Origin of the sequence: Pseudomonas sp. P108, from assembly GCF_032613195.1 — a bacterium.
Lineage (GTDB): Bacteria > Pseudomonadota > Gammaproteobacteria > Pseudomonadales > Pseudomonadaceae > Aquipseudomonas.
Window position 1 is genome coordinate 3,318,659 of the sequence record NZ_CP126691.1, and the last position, 13,074, is coordinate 3,331,732.

The 13,074-nt window shown below is 59.0% G+C and carries 13 protein-coding genes; 4 read left to right on the forward strand and 9 right to left on the reverse strand.

Annotation, left to right across the window (positions count from 1 at the left end; all coding sequences use genetic code 11):
* Positions 1-9: 9 nt before the first annotated feature.
* Positions 10-1,446, reverse strand: a complete 1,437-nt coding sequence (locus QOM10_RS14515; RefSeq protein WP_316916330.1) for an NAD-dependent succinate-semialdehyde dehydrogenase — start codon at positions 1,444-1,446, stop codon at positions 10-12.
* 221 nt (positions 1,447-1,667) lie between these two features.
* Between QOM10_RS14515 and QOM10_RS14520 the strand changes: the two genes are divergently transcribed.
* Positions 1,668-2,594, forward strand: a complete 927-nt coding sequence (locus tag QOM10_RS14520; protein WP_122661952.1) for a LysR family transcriptional regulator — start codon at positions 1,668-1,670, stop codon at positions 2,592-2,594.
* 76 nt (positions 2,595-2,670) lie between these two features.
* On the opposite strand, the gene QOM10_RS14525 is transcribed toward QOM10_RS14520, so the two are convergent.
* The 6 genes from QOM10_RS14525 to QOM10_RS14550 all read right to left on the reverse strand — a co-directional run bounded on the left by QOM10_RS14525 (position 2,671) and on the right by QOM10_RS14550 (position 8,449).
* Positions 2,671-2,922 carry a DUF2790 domain-containing protein gene (locus tag QOM10_RS14525; protein WP_016984519.1) on the reverse strand — a complete coding sequence of 84 codons (252 nt, stop codon included), beginning with the start codon at positions 2,920-2,922 and terminating at the stop codon, positions 2,671-2,673.
* 254 nt (positions 2,923-3,176) lie between these two features.
* A complete protein-coding gene (locus tag QOM10_RS14530; RefSeq protein ID WP_316916331.1) occupies positions 3,177-4,298 on the reverse strand; it encodes an SMP-30/gluconolactonase/LRE family protein in 1,122 nt (373 codons plus the stop codon).
* A 123-nt stretch (positions 4,299-4,421) separates the two neighbouring features.
* A complete protein-coding gene (locus tag QOM10_RS14535) occupies positions 4,422-5,438 on the reverse strand; it encodes a transketolase family protein (RefSeq protein ID WP_316916332.1) in 1,017 nt (338 codons plus the stop codon).
* On the reverse strand, positions 5,435-6,283 hold the full coding sequence (locus tag QOM10_RS14540) for a transketolase (RefSeq protein WP_316916333.1): 849 nt from the start codon (positions 6,281-6,283) through the stop codon (positions 5,435-5,437). Before QOM10_RS14540 ends, QOM10_RS14535 begins: the two co-directional genes overlap by 4 nt.
* Before the next feature lie 17 nt (positions 6,284-6,300).
* A complete protein-coding gene (locus QOM10_RS14545; protein WP_016984522.1) occupies positions 6,301-7,599 on the reverse strand; it encodes an MFS transporter in 1,299 nt (432 codons plus the stop codon).
* Positions 7,600-7,699: 100 nt separating this feature from the next.
* The gene (locus tag QOM10_RS14550) at positions 7,700-8,449 is read right to left on the reverse strand and encodes an SDR family NAD(P)-dependent oxidoreductase (RefSeq protein WP_122843954.1); all 750 of its coding nucleotides are present in this window, start codon (positions 8,447-8,449) and stop codon (positions 7,700-7,702) included.
* Positions 8,450-8,647: 198 nt separating this feature from the next.
* Between QOM10_RS14550 and QOM10_RS14555 the strand changes: the two genes are divergently transcribed.
* Complete coding sequence (locus QOM10_RS14555) at positions 8,648-9,562, forward strand: LysR substrate-binding domain-containing protein (protein ID WP_316916334.1); 915 nt, start codon at positions 8,648-8,650, stop codon at positions 9,560-9,562.
* A gap of 38 nt (positions 9,563-9,600) precedes the next feature.
* Here QOM10_RS14555 and QOM10_RS14560 read toward each other — a convergent pair whose 3' ends face one another.
* Positions 9,601-10,203: a helix-turn-helix domain-containing protein gene (locus QOM10_RS14560; RefSeq protein WP_127927623.1), complete on the reverse strand. Its 603-nt coding sequence runs from the start codon at positions 10,201-10,203 to the stop codon at positions 9,601-9,603.
* A gap of 158 nt (positions 10,204-10,361) precedes the next feature.
* Between QOM10_RS14560 and QOM10_RS14565 the strand changes: the two genes are divergently transcribed.
* Complete coding sequence (locus QOM10_RS14565; RefSeq protein WP_316916335.1) at positions 10,362-11,057, forward strand: B3/4 domain-containing protein; 696 nt, start codon at positions 10,362-10,364, stop codon at positions 11,055-11,057.
* Positions 11,058-11,158: 101 nt separating this feature from the next.
* Here QOM10_RS14565 and QOM10_RS14570 read toward each other — a convergent pair whose 3' ends face one another.
* Positions 11,159-12,292 carry an aminotransferase class V-fold PLP-dependent enzyme gene (locus tag QOM10_RS14570; RefSeq protein WP_316916336.1) on the reverse strand — a complete coding sequence of 378 codons (1,134 nt, stop codon included), beginning with the start codon at positions 12,290-12,292 and terminating at the stop codon, positions 11,159-11,161.
* Between the two features lie 127 nt (positions 12,293-12,419).
* On the opposite strand from QOM10_RS14570, the gene QOM10_RS14575 reads away from it, so the two are divergent.
* The gene (locus QOM10_RS14575) at positions 12,420-13,031 is read left to right on the forward strand and encodes a dTMP kinase (protein ID WP_316916337.1); all 612 of its coding nucleotides are present in this window, start codon (positions 12,420-12,422) and stop codon (positions 13,029-13,031) included.
* Positions 13,032-13,074: the final 43 nt, after the last annotated feature.

Here is a 13,074-nt window from a genome sequence, read left to right on the forward strand (position 1 = left end):
GCAAGTTCCTTAAACCTGGCTGATGAATTTGTGGGTCAGATAGTGCTCGATGCCTTCAATGCCGCCTTCGGAGCCGTGACCGCTTTCTTTCATGCCGCCGAACGGGAGCTCGGTTGCGACGATGCGGTATTGGTTGATCCCGATCATCCCGGCCTCTAACCCGTCGGCGACGTCAATGGCCGTGCGCGCGCTGGAGGTGAACGCGTAGGCCGAAAGTCCGTAGGGCAGGCGGTTGGCTTCTTGCAGCCCATCGGCCAGCTCATCGAACCGCATCAGTACGGCGATGGGGCCGAAGGGTTCTTCGTGCATGATGCGGGCGTTCATCGGCACATCCGCCAGAACGGTGGGCTGGAAGAAGTAGCCCTCGCCTGACAAGGCTTCGCCACCGACCAATACTCGTGCACCTTTTTCGACGGCATCGGCGACCAGTTCTTCCATTTTTGCCAATTGCCTTGGGTTGGCTAACGGTCCGACCTGAGTGTCCGGATGCAGGCCGTCACCGATTCTCAGGGCTTGGGTCGCCGCGACAAAGTGATCGACAAAGGCTTGATAGGCGCCACGCTGGATCAGAAACCGAGTGGATGAAATGCACACCTGCCCGGTGCCGCGAAAGCGGTTGGCGACGCCCTCAACGGCGGCTTTTTCAATGTCGGCATCTTCGAACACCAGCACCGGTCCGTGCCCGCCCAGTTCAAGGGTGATGGGCTTCACGCCTTCGGCAGCGCGTGCAGACAGCAGACGACCGATGGGCACCGAGCCGGTGAAGGTCACCTTGCGAATGATCGGCGAGGCGATCAGATGGCTGGACACTTGATCCGGTACGCCAAACACCACTTGCAGCACACCCTTGGGCAATCCTGCATCGTCGAGTGCACGCGCCAGGGCCAGTGCTGTGGAAGGGCTTTCTTCACCGGGTTTGAGAATGACGCTGCAACCGGCGGCCAGCGCTGCCGAGAGCTTGCGTGCCGGGGTGATGGCCGGGAAATTCCACGGTGTGAATGCGGCCACTGGGCCGATGGCCTGGCGTTTGACCAGTTGCACCACGCCTGGCCGGTTAGCCGGGACCACACGGCCATCGATACGCCGGGCGCTTTCGGCGAACCATTCGAAATACTCCGCCGCACGGGTCACTTCATCCAGGCTTTCACCCAGCGGTTTGCCTTCCTCCAGGGTCATCTGCGCGGCGATCTGCGGCGCACGTTCGAGGATCAGGTCGGCGGCACACTTGAGGATCTTGGCGCGTTTGTCAGGCACGGTCTGGCGCCATTGCTCGAAGCTCAGGCGAGTCACTTCCAAGGCGTGATCAAGATCGCCTGCGGTGGCGAGCGGGACGCGGCCGATTTCCCGGCCGGTCGCCGGGTTGACGACGGCGGCAGTATCGCGCCCTTCGGCACTGATCCATTCGCCACCGATGAAAAGATAAAGCGGGTCGTAGGAGGTTTTCATGATCTGCCCTTCAGTTGGTTGTCAGAGGTTCGGATGAAACCCGGCGCCTGTTCAGGCGGCCTGTGCAACCAAGTCTATGGAAGGAGGGGCCATTGATTTAGACGGGCCAGAGGGAATCATTGTTGTTGCCAGAGGTAATATCGAGTCGCGGGCCGAACGTGTAGCATCCGGAAAAAATGCGCGTTATCACGGGTGAGCGTCAGATCTACAGGAAGGTCGCGATGGATAAACTTTCGAACATGTCGGTGTACATAAAGGTTGTCGAGATGGGCAGTTTCACGGCCGTGGCCAATCATCTGGACTCCACCGTCGGTAACGTATCGCGTGCTGTATCGGCGCTGGAAAACGTGCTCGACGCACGTCTGTTGCAACGCTCGACCCGACGCCTGTCGGTCACCGATGCCGGGCGACGGTTCTATGAGCGCTGCACGAAAATTCTCGCTGATCTGGAGAGTGCCGAAGCCGAAGCCAGCAATGCCGCGCTGGAGCCTCGGGGAACACTGCGGGTGCATTGCGTTCCTGGGCTGGCCCGGCATCTGGTCACCGGGGCCGTGCTGGAGTACCGCCAGCAATTCCCGGAGGTGACGGTGGATTTATTGCTCTCGCAACGCATGCCTAACCTGTTGGAAGACCAACTGGATGTCTCGATCCTGATCGCCCGCGCGCTCCCCGATTCGGCGTATGTCAGCCAGAAGATCGGTGTCAGCCATTGTGTGTTGGTGGCGTCGCCAGACTACTTGGCCCGGCATGCGGCTCCCGAGACGCCAGAAGACCTGCGTGATCACCAGTGTCTGCTGTTGGGCACCGTCGACTATGTGCGGGATGAGTGGCAACTCAAGAGCAAGGCCGGGGACGCGACGTTTGTCCCGACAGGGCCAAGTTTCAGCGTCAACGATATGGATGCGATGGCGCTGGCCATTCGAGAGGGCGCGGGGATTGGCTTGCTGGCCGGATTTACGGCCATCGATGATTTGCGTTCCGGCAAGCTCGTGCGGGTTTTGCCTGACTACCATACCTATGAGCGTAACGTGTACGCCGTCTATACCTCTCGGCAGTTTGTCGATGCAAAAATCACCCGGTTTATTGAAACGCTGAAAGATCGGGTTGGCAGTCAGCTGGCAGCCACGGCCAAAGAACTGATCGATTGAAATACTGCGGAGCAAAAAGGTATTTGCGCCTCGATGAGACCACTCTCCGAGGCGCAATGATGGGTAAACAGCTGACTTAGCCCTGGCTGCAACGGCCCATGACGTTATAGGCCAGTACATGGCGTTTGCCTTGCGAGTCCTGGTAAGTCATGTGCGTCGGTACCACTGCGCAAACATCCGGCACCGGTTCTTCAGAGATGACCTTGGCGACATCCAGGTGGGTACCGTAGCGATATTGCTCGACCTGTTTAGTCGTTGCAGGACCGTCCTGCGCTGCTACCACAGAGCTGAAGCCCAAGAGTGCGACGATGATCATTGCCGTTTTCATGATGAGATTTCCTAAAGTAAGTGTGATGTTGCTGGCAGGACGAACTTTAGGCTTGAGGGTGTTGCGCAAACAGGCACGGATCAGGGAAAGACTTTTATCAATTTCGAACACAATCGGGAGGTGTCTGACGTTACGGGCGCTCTACAAGGTCGGCGTGGCGGTGACAGTAACCGGGCTTGAGTGCCGCGCACCTTCGGATGCGCGGCAAGCTGTGTTTCGACGCTCACGAAACTGTCGTGAGACGAACCGCGCTTTTACAACGCAAATGTAGTCCCACGGGTATTCACAAACAGCGAATAGATCGAGTGACTGCTGGCCATGAACAATCGATTGCCTTCGCGCCCCCCAAAGCACAAATTCGGGCAGCGCTCTGGCAGGGAAATGTGCCCGATGGCCTTGCCCTGTGGATTGAAAACGCGCACGCCGTCGAGTTTTTCCAGGTCGGCCTTGGGATCACCGTTGCCGCCCCAGCCGCACCACAGGTTGCCCGCTTCGTCGCATTTGATGCCGTCGATCGCGGCATATTCCAGCCCTTCGATGTGCTTGCGGCGTTCGCCGAGTGTGCCGTCATCCTTCACGGTAATCGCCCAGATCAGCCGATTGGGCTTGGCGCGTCCTTCGACGACGTACAGGGTCTTCTCATCGGGCGAAAAGCACAGGCCGTTGGGGCCGTTGAGATCATCGATGACCCGAGTGACTTTTTTGCTCTCGCCGTCGATGCGGTACACGGCGTGGGGTTGGCTCGGGGTGATTTTGTGACCCTCGTAGTTGTTGCTGGTCTGGAATGGCGGATCGGTAAACCAGATCGATCCGTCACTTTTGCAGACGATGTCGTTGGGCGAGTTGAAGGGGTTGCCGTCGAAGCTGTCGGCCAGCACAGTGATCGTGCCATTGGCTTCGGTGCGCGTGATGCGCCGACCTTCGCTGGTGGTGGTGGAGCCTTCGCAAACAATCAAACGCCCTTGGCGATCCCGGCACATGCCGTTGGAGAAATTGGAATGTTCGCGATACACGCTGAAGGTGTCGGTGATTTCGTCCCAGCGCATGATGCGATTATTGGGGATGTCGCTGACCAGCAAATAGCGGCCATCACCGAACCAAACCGGTCCTTCAGCCCAGCGCATGCCGGTGGCAAGTTTTTCAACACTGGCGTTGAAAATACGCAGCTCAAGGAAGCTGTCGTCGAGGATGTGAATCAGCGGATCAGGGTAGCGCTGACTCAAGGGTTCGGCGGCCTCGGCGATCCGCGTCAGTGCGGTGCTGCCGACGGTGGCGAGCGTGGCGGAAACAGCGAGAGACTTTTTCAGGAAGCTGCGGCGGGTATTGCCTTGCACTCGGTCAGGGCTTTCAGGTCGAGCGGACAGGGATGAGTCCATGTAGCGGTCTCCGTGGTTTTATTTTTTTTGTGGGAGACGTAGTAATACCTTGTGATAGGACATCGTACAAGTAGCTCGTAGTGCTCAAGTTGTAGGGCGCTTGTCCATAAGCGCCCTGACAGGTCAGCGGTCAAGCCAGAGCTTGATCTGCGCGCAGACGGCTTGGGTAGAAATGCCGTAACGATCATGCAGTGTCGGCAAAGCACCCGCGTCCAGAAACGCGTCCGGCAAAGCGATCTGCCTGAACGCTGGCGTGACTCCGTTACGCAGCAGCACCCCGGCAACGGCCTCGCCGAGTCCGCCAATAATCGAGCTGTTTTCTGCGGTAACCACCAGTCGACCTGATTTGCGAGCTTCGGCAAGAATGGTTTGTTCATCCAGCGGCTTTATCGTCGGTACGTGCAACACGGCGACATCCACGCCATCTGCTCGCAGTTCCTTGGCGGCTTCAAGTGCGCGCATGGTCATCAGGCCGGTGGAGATGATCAGCACATCGTTACCGGTGCGCAGGGTTTTGGCTTTGCCGATCTCGAACTGATAGCCGTACTCGTCGAGCACCAGCGGTACGTTGCCGCGCAGCAAACGCATATACACAGGCCCCTGATGCGCGGCGATCGCGGGTACAGCCTGTTCGATTTCCAGAGCATCGCAGGGATCGACAATCATCAGGTTGGGCATGGCACGGAAGATGGCCAGGTCATCGGTGGCCTGGTGGCTGGGGCCGTATCCGGTGGTGAGACCGGGCAGGCCGCAGACGATTTTGACGTTGAGGTTTTCCTCGGCGATGGCCATGCAGATGAAGTCATAGGCACGCCGCGAAGCAAACACCGCATAGGTCGTGGCAAAGGGTACGAAACCTTCACGGGCCATGCCTGCGGCTGCACTCATCAGCAGTTGTTCGGCCATGCCCATTTGATAGAACCGGTCCGGGTGGGCCTTGGCAAAGATGTGCAGGTCGGTGTATTTGGACAGGTCGGCGGACAGGCCGACGATGTCCTGGCGTTGATCAGCCAGCGCCGCCAGCGCATGACCGAAAGGCGCGGATTTGGTGGCTTGGCCTTCTGAAGCAATGGAGGCGATCATCGCTGACGTGGTCAGGCGCTTTTTGCTCGACATCGGGGTGTTGACGGCGTTGTTCATTGGGTTTTTCCTTCTTCAAGATTGCGCAGCGCAAGATCCCATTCATGCTCTTCCACACGGATGAAGTGGGTTTTCTCGCGGGTTTCCAGGAAGGGCACGCCTTTGCCCATTTTGGTGTCGCAGATGATCACCCGCGGCTGACGGCCGGAATGATTGCGCGCGGCATCGAATGCGCTGACCAACGCATCCAGATCATTGCCGTCGACGCGCTGGGTGAACCAGCCAAATGCCTGCCAGCGATCAACGATCGGTTCGAACGAGAGGATTTCACTGGAGTGGCCGTCGGCTTGCTGGTTGTTGACGTCGACGATGGCGATCAGATTGTCGAGCTTCCAGTGGGAGGCTGACATCACCGCTTCCCAGGTCGAGCCTTCGTTCAACTCGCCATCGGACAGCAGGTTGTAGACGAAGGAGGGCGAATCTTTGCGCTTGAGTCCCAGACAGGCGCCGACCGCGATGCCCAAGCCTTGGCCCAGCGAGCCGCCGGTGATTTCCATGCCCGGGGTGTAGGCGGCCATGCCCGACATCGGCAAGCGGCTGTCGTCCGAACCATAGGTTTCCAGCTCATCGAGCGGGATGATTTCGGCTTCGATCAGCGCTGCGTACAGCGCAATGGCGTAGTGACCGATGGAGAGGTAGAAGCGATCACGCTGCTCCCATTCAGGTTCAGCGGGGCGATGATTCATCGCATGAAAATAAGACACCGCCAGCAAATCGGCAGCGCCGAGAGCCTGGCCGACGTAGCCCTGACCCTGAACCTGGCCCATGCGCAACGCATGGCGGCGAATGTTGTGCGCGCGCTCCGTCAGGCTCAGGGATGCAGCGTGTGAAAGATTAGTCGTCATGATGAAACTCCGTTAACTCAACGATTGACCAGGGCGGCGGGAATGCGCAGGACCAGACTGGCGCCGAGGAACAGCACGCCCGTAATCAGGTACATGCCGATGGCGCTGGAGCCGGTCAGGGTGGTGATCCAGCCGATCAGATAAGGCGAGCAGAACCCGGCGAGATTGGCGAAGCTGTTGACCGCGGCGATGCCAGCGGCGGCAGACACCCCGCCGAGCAGCGTGGTGGGCAGCATCCAGAACAGCGACGTCGCCGACAAAATGCCGGAAGCGGCCAGGCATAGACTGAGGATCGACAGCGTTGAGTTGCCGCCCATCATCGCCGCCAGGCTCAAGCCGATCGCCCCGGCAATCATCGGCACGATGAGGTGCCAGCGGCGTTCGCGATGTTTGTCACCACTGCGGCCCACCAACAACATCGCGACGATGGCGCACAGGTAGGGCAGGCTGGTCATAAAACCGATGTGCAGCGGGTCGGAAACCCCCGCATTGCGCACCAGTGTGGGCAGCCAGAAGGTGATTGCGTACTGGCCCATCACCACGCAGAAGTAGATGGCTGCCAGCAGCCATAACCGGCGATCGCGAATGAATTCGCCAACCGAGGCGTGGGTGACTTTTTGCTGATCGTCTTCGGCCAGTTCGCGAGTGATCAGGGCTTTTTCTTCGTCATTGAGCCAAGTGGCTTGATGCACGCCGTCTTTCAGATAGCTCAGCACCAGCAGCCCGACGATGACGGTCGGTACCGCCTCCAGAACGAACATCCACTGCCAGCCGGCCCAACCGTGCACGCCGGCGAAGTGGTTCATGATCCAGCCGGAAAGCGGACCACCGACCATGCCTGACAGCGGAATGGCGATGAACCACAGCACCGTCATGCGTGCCCGACGGTAGGACGGAAACCAGTAGGTGAGGTAGAGCAACAGGCCCGGCGCCAGACCGGCTTCGGCAATCCCCAGCAGAAAGCGCAACGCATAGAATTGCCACGCGGTTTCGACGAAGGCGAACAGCGCCGAAACGATGCCCCAGGTGATCATGATCCGCGCGATCCACACGCGCGCACCGACCTTGTGCAGAATGATGTTGCTGGGCACTTCGCAGAGGAAATAGCCGATGAAGAACACGCCGGCGCCCAGTCCGTAGACCGTTTCGCTGAGGGCCAGATCGTTCATCATTTGCAGCTTGGCGAAGCCGACGTTGACCCGATCCAGATAGGCGCACAAATAGCACAGCATCAAGAAAGGCATCAGACGCCAGGCGGTTTTGCGATAGGCAGAGGAGCGCACGGTCGAAACCGCTTCGAGCGACAGGGTAGTCATGATGGTCTGATCTCTTGTTTTTATTGACCGCCAGGCCATCAGGCCCGGCTGCATCATCGATCCAGAACCGCACGGGCCGCACAGGCCCGCCCAGAAATACTCAGTGAATCAGCATGCCGCCGTTCACATCCAAAGTGATGCCAGTCAGATAAGAGGATAAGTCGCTGGCCAGAAACAGCGCAGCGTTGGCGACGTCCTGTGCTTCACCCAAGCGACCCAGCGGAATGCCGTCGATGATTGCGTGACGGCGCTCGTCCTGCATCAGGCCGCCGGTGATGTCGGTGTGGATCAGGCCCGGCGCGATGGAGTTGACGCGAATGTTGTCCGGGCCCAGCTCCCGCGCCATGGCTTTACCCAGACCCAGCACACCGGCCTTGGCCGCGCTGTAATGCGGGCCACCGAAAATGCCGCCACCGCGTTGGGCTGACACGGACGACATGCAGACGATGCTGCCGCTGGCCTGTTGACGCATAAGCGGAATCACCGCTTGGGACATGAGCAAAGTGCCGCGCAGGCTGACGTCCAGCACCTTGTCATAGTCAGAAGGACGAATGTCGAGGGTTTTGAGTGGTTGGGTGATGCCGGCGTTGTTGACGAGGATATCAATACGACCGAAGTGCTCGATGATGGTGGCAACGGCTTGCTGAACCTGCGCCTCGTCCGCGACGTTAGCCGCCAGTCCCAGGTGACCTTCGCCCAGCGACGCAGCAGCGTCGCGCGCGGCGGATGCATCCAGATCAAGGATCACGACACGAGCGCCTTGTTGTGCGAACGTCGTCGCTGTAGCGCGGCCGATGCCACGGGCAGATGCGGCACCGGTGATGATTGCGACTTTGCCTTGGAGAAGCATGGAGGTGTTCCTCTAATTGTTTTTATGGGTTCGGTCCGCAAAGAACCGATGACTCAGCTTGTCCTCCAGACCGGCCCTGAGCAATAACGCAAACCTCACTGGGTGCTGAAAAAAATTCAGCACTCGCCAGCGCTGTCTGCCAATGCTTGAATAGCCATAAGCCCGGCCCAAGCCACTTGCAGCGGAAAAACAATCATCATGAGTTCATCTGGCGATGCACCTGCGACCCTGCCACCCCTGAAAGCCATTCAGGCCTTTGAGCAAACGGCACGCTTCGGCAACGTTGCCCGCGCCGCCGAATTGCTGGACTTGACCCCGTCAGCGGTCAGTCACCAGTTGGCCAAGCTGGAGGCGATGATCGGGCGTCAGCTATTTCTCAGAACAGCCAGAGGCGTGACACTGACGCCAGTGGGCGAGCAATACCTGACTGAAGTGTCCGGCATCCTGCACAGCCTGGCGGTGGCGACAGAGCGTGCCGCCAGCGATGTCAGCCTCGATTGCCTGCGGTTGCACTCGTCGCCCAGCTTCGGGCTGCTGTGGCTGATGCCGCGGCTGGAACAGTTTCGCCAGAGTCATCCCGACATCCAGCTCAATCTGTCGTGTTCGTACGAATCACTGCATTTCAGTCGCGACAAGATCGATGTCGACATCCGTCACGGCATGCCCAATTGGCCAAGTTTCGAAGTCCGTACGGTGCGCAATGAAAAAATTGCCGTGCTGGCGTCGCCGAAATTGCTGCAGCAACGCCCGATCCGCACAGTCGCGGATCTGCTCGACTGCAATCTGATCCTGTCGGAAGCGACGCTGATCAAGTGGCCGCAGCTGTTTGCTCAACATGGCCTGTCGCGTCCTGAAAAACCCTATTCACTCAGCTTTGACCGCTCCTACATGACATTGGAGGCGGCCAGCCACGGTCTTGGGTTCGCGTTGGAAAGCACACTGCTTGCGCAGGATTATCTGGCGCGTGGTGCTTTAGTCGAGGTAGCGCCGGGGCTGAGTGCCCCGATCACCGCACACCACCTGGTGTTCCCGAGAGCGCACGCCGGTTTTCCGCGGGTCAGGCGATTTCTGGAGTGGATGCAGAATGAGCTGGGGCACGACTTCAACTACTGACAGTTATGTCATGAAGCCTGTGCCCGAATGTCGGGTATCTACTGATGTATCTCGGTCACGGACATGGTGAACACCAACCTGGATCTGCCCGCGTTGGAATAGGAGTGAGGCACATCAGTTTTCGCCACTGCCGAACTCCCGGCAGGAATGATCAGCTCTGTTTCCCCGATCATGCATTTCAACGTGCCTTTCTCTACATGGAACAGTTCAAGCGTGCCTTGAGGGTGCCCCGGTGAAGCGAACGATTCACCAGGATGCATTTCCCAGCGCCATAACTCGATCATGTTCGGGCCGGACGTTCCTGCAAGAAGTCGCGCAGTGCCTCCAAGGTCACCGGTCCAGAGCGTGGGGATATCCTGGCTTTCGATGATATGGGCAGAGGGTGCCTCGGTCACATTGACGATGTCGGCAACCGACAGGCCCAGCGCGGCGGCGATTTTGCAAAGAATGCCGATACTGGGATTCGCGGTGCATTTTTCTATTTCGACGACCATTCCTTTGCTCACGCCTGAGCGCCGAGAAAGCTCGTCCAGCGTGATTTTCTGTGCCTTGCGGGCTTGTTTGAGTGTGCGTGCGACGGCCAGGCTGACGGCTTGAGCATCAGCACCTGGGGTAGTCGACAAGCTGGTATTCATGGTCATTGATCAGGTTCATGAAAAAAAGTGCTGGAATTTTCGGCCCTTAACGATCGTGGCGTCAATCGACTCACCCACTGAAGCGGAACATGATGGTCATTATATTGACTAAATCGGTCATCGATAGATAGCATGAAACACCATTTGAATCCTGGAGGTTTTTGATGCTGTCCGTACTGCCGTTGATCGATCCAGCCGTTGCAGAACTGGCTCCGGGGTTCCGGGCCCTGAGCATTGTGGTGGAAGCTGCACCACTCACCCGTCCTGAAGTTGCCCGGGCCGCCCTGGATCACGCTTGCAAGGCTGTGCAGGCGGGTGGTCCAAGCTGGGGAGACGCTCACCTTGCCGCCTGGGCCGACGCCTTCAGAAAGTTCGGGGTCAAGCCACAGCGCACGCCTTGTTCAGCCGAAGCGTTGCGTAAAAGGGTTTTACGTGACCGGACCTTGCCGAGCCTCGATCCCATCGTCGATCTCTACAACGCCATCAGCATCGAGTACGCCATTCCGGTAGGCGGGGAAAACATAGAGGCTTATGCAGGCGCTCCGCATCTTGTCGTCGCCGATGGCAGCGAGCCCTTTGACACGATGAAAGAGGGCGTTCCCGCTGTCGAGTATCCAGATGCCGGCGAAGTGGTCTGGCGCGATGACAAAGGCGTGACCTGCCGCCGCTGGAATTGGCGGCAAGGTGTCAGAACCCGCCTTGGGGCCGATGCGCAGAACATGTGGTTCATTCTCGAGAGTTTGCCAGCGATGCCGCTTGAAGCCTTGACTGAAGCAGGGGACAAGCTGATCGCAGGTTTGCAGCAAATGATGCCCGGCGTGCAGATTGAAAGCTCGCTGATTGGTCCCGGGGCCAAATAGTCGATAGACCACTGAACAGAATGATGAACCGCCTTGCTGGAAGAAGGGCACACGTCGGGAATGCCCTTCTGGAGTTCAAGCGTTAGGAACGATATGGGACCTTAGTCAACCATCAGCTCATCCAGTGCCTGCTCCAGCAGGCTGACCGTGCGCTCGATATTCTGCAGCTTCTCCAGGCCGAACAGGCCGAGGCGGAAGGTCTGAAAGTCGGCCGGCTCATCGCATTGCAACGGCACGCCGGCAGCGATCTGCAAGCCGTGCTGGGCAAATTTCTTGCCGTTCTTGATGTCGGCATCATCGGTGTAGCTCACCACGACTCCGGGTGCCTGAAAGCCCGCAGCGGCCACGCTTTTGAAACCCCTGTCGATCAACAACGCACGCACCCGATCGCCCAGCGCCTGTTGCTCGTCGCGAACCTTGTCGAACCCGTACGCTCGCGTCTCTGTCATCACGTCATTGAACCGCGCGAGGGAATCGCTGGGCATGGTCGCGTGATAGGCATGTCCGCCTTGTTCGTAGGCCTGCATGATTTGCAGCCACTTTTTCAGGTCGCAGGCGAAGCTGCTGCTTTGCGTCTGTTCGATACGCTCGAGCGCCGCAGCACTGAACATCACCAGGGCGCAGCAAGGGGAGGCGCTCCAGCCTTTCTGTGGTGCGCTGATCAGCAGGTCGACGGCGCATTGGTGCATATCCACCCAAATGGTGCCGGAGGCAATGCAGTCCAGCACAAACAGACCACCCACCGCATGCACGGCGTCGCCGACGGCTCGCAGGTACTCGTCGGGCAGGAGGATTCCGGATGAGGTTTCAACGTGGGGCGCGAAGACCACCTGCGGTTTCTGTGCGGCGATGGCTGCCAGCACTTCGTCCAGCGGCGGCGGGGCGTAGGCTGCCTGGCGACCCGCCTCGATCGGCCGGGCTTTGAGCACCGTGGTGGCCGCCGGGATATTGCCCATATCCAGAATCTGGCTCCAGCGATAACTGAACCAGCCGTTGCGTATCACCAGGCATTGCTGGCCGGTGGCGAACTGCCGCGCCACCGCTTCCATGCCGAATGTACCGCTGCCCGGAACCACCGCCACCGCTTCGGCGTTGTAGACCTGTTTAAGGGTCGTGGAAATGTTCTTCATCACGCCTTGAAAGGACTGCGACATGTGGTTCAGCGAGCGGTCGGTGTAGACCACTGAGTACTCGACCAATCCCTCGGGATCGATGCTCGGATAAAGCTTGGACATGGTGACTCCTTTGGCAGAGGGCTAAACATCATTGGCAAGCAAGTGTAGGCAAAGGGCAGGGATCAGCTCATCGATTTGCGCAAATGAGGTTAGAGTGCTCGGCAATGTCTCAATCGTTGCGTGAACCATGAAGCTGCCGCTGTTTATTTCTCTGGACGGGCCCAAGGGCACCGGCAAAACCACATTGCTGGAGGCCGTTACCGCAGCGCTGCGGGCAGACAAGCACAAAGTCATCCGCCTGTGCGAGAGAAAAAGCGATCCGTACCGCGGCGAAACCATGGCCCTGGTCAACCAGCTCGCCAGACATCCCTCGCGGGAGTTGGAGTGGGCAGTGTGTCAGCGCCTTGCCGATAGCCGTCGCTGGATTTCTGAGCGGGTGCTGCCCAAACAGCCGCTGGACAGCATCATCCTGATCGACCGCTGGTATCCGTCGGACGCCGCATTTCGCCATAGCGTGCCGTTTGCCGAGATTCTGCAGTTGAACATCGAGCGAGGCGTGCGCGTGCCGGATCTGCATGTCGGCGTTGTCACCGCACCGGATATTTCATGGGCGCGGGCAACGGCACGAACACGAGGACTGGGCGGCACGGTGATCCAGAAACACGCCGAGCACGTCGTGTGTAGCGAGATGTTCGAGCAGGCGGTTGCCGATCACGGCTGGGTGTTGTGCCGTAACGAAGGAACCATCGAAGCCGCAACGACTCAGGTAGTTGCAGAGATCTATAAAGTGCTTGGCTGATTGTCGAATCAGCGCCGCCTGATCTAGTTTGAATGCCAGGTTT

Coding starts and splice junctions, on each gene's coding strand:
- QOM10_RS14515 (WP_316916330.1), bottom strand. CDS start 1,446: ATGAAAACCTCCTACGACCCGCTTTATCTTTTCATCGGTGGCGAATGG.
- QOM10_RS14520 (WP_122661952.1), top strand. CDS start 1,668: ATGGATAAACTTTCGAACATGTCGGTGTACATAAAGGTTGTCGAGATG.
- QOM10_RS14525 (WP_016984519.1), bottom strand. CDS start 2,922: ATGAAAACGGCAATGATCATCGTCGCACTCTTGGGCTTCAGCTCTGTG.
- QOM10_RS14530 (WP_316916331.1), bottom strand. CDS start 4,298: ATGGACTCATCCCTGTCCGCTCGACCTGAAAGCCCTGACCGAGTGCAA.
- QOM10_RS14535 (WP_316916332.1), bottom strand. CDS start 5,438: ATGAACAACGCCGTCAACACCCCGATGTCGAGCAAAAAGCGCCTGACC.
- QOM10_RS14540 (WP_316916333.1), bottom strand. CDS start 6,283: ATGACGACTAATCTTTCACACGCTGCATCCCTGAGCCTGACGGAGCGC.
- QOM10_RS14545 (WP_016984522.1), bottom strand. CDS start 7,599: ATGACTACCCTGTCGCTCGAAGCGGTTTCGACCGTGCGCTCCTCTGCC.
- QOM10_RS14550 (WP_122843954.1), bottom strand. CDS start 8,449: ATGCTTCTCCAAGGCAAAGTCGCAATCATCACCGGTGCCGCATCTGCC.
- QOM10_RS14555 (WP_316916334.1), top strand. CDS start 8,648: ATGAGTTCATCTGGCGATGCACCTGCGACCCTGCCACCCCTGAAAGCC.
- QOM10_RS14560 (WP_127927623.1), bottom strand. CDS start 10,203: ATGACCATGAATACCAGCTTGTCGACTACCCCAGGTGCTGATGCTCAA.
- QOM10_RS14565 (WP_316916335.1), top strand. CDS start 10,362: ATGCTGTCCGTACTGCCGTTGATCGATCCAGCCGTTGCAGAACTGGCT.
- QOM10_RS14570 (WP_316916336.1), bottom strand. CDS start 12,292: ATGTCCAAGCTTTATCCGAGCATCGATCCCGAGGGATTGGTCGAGTAC.
- QOM10_RS14575 (WP_316916337.1), top strand. CDS start 12,420: ATGAAGCTGCCGCTGTTTATTTCTCTGGACGGGCCCAAGGGCACCGGC.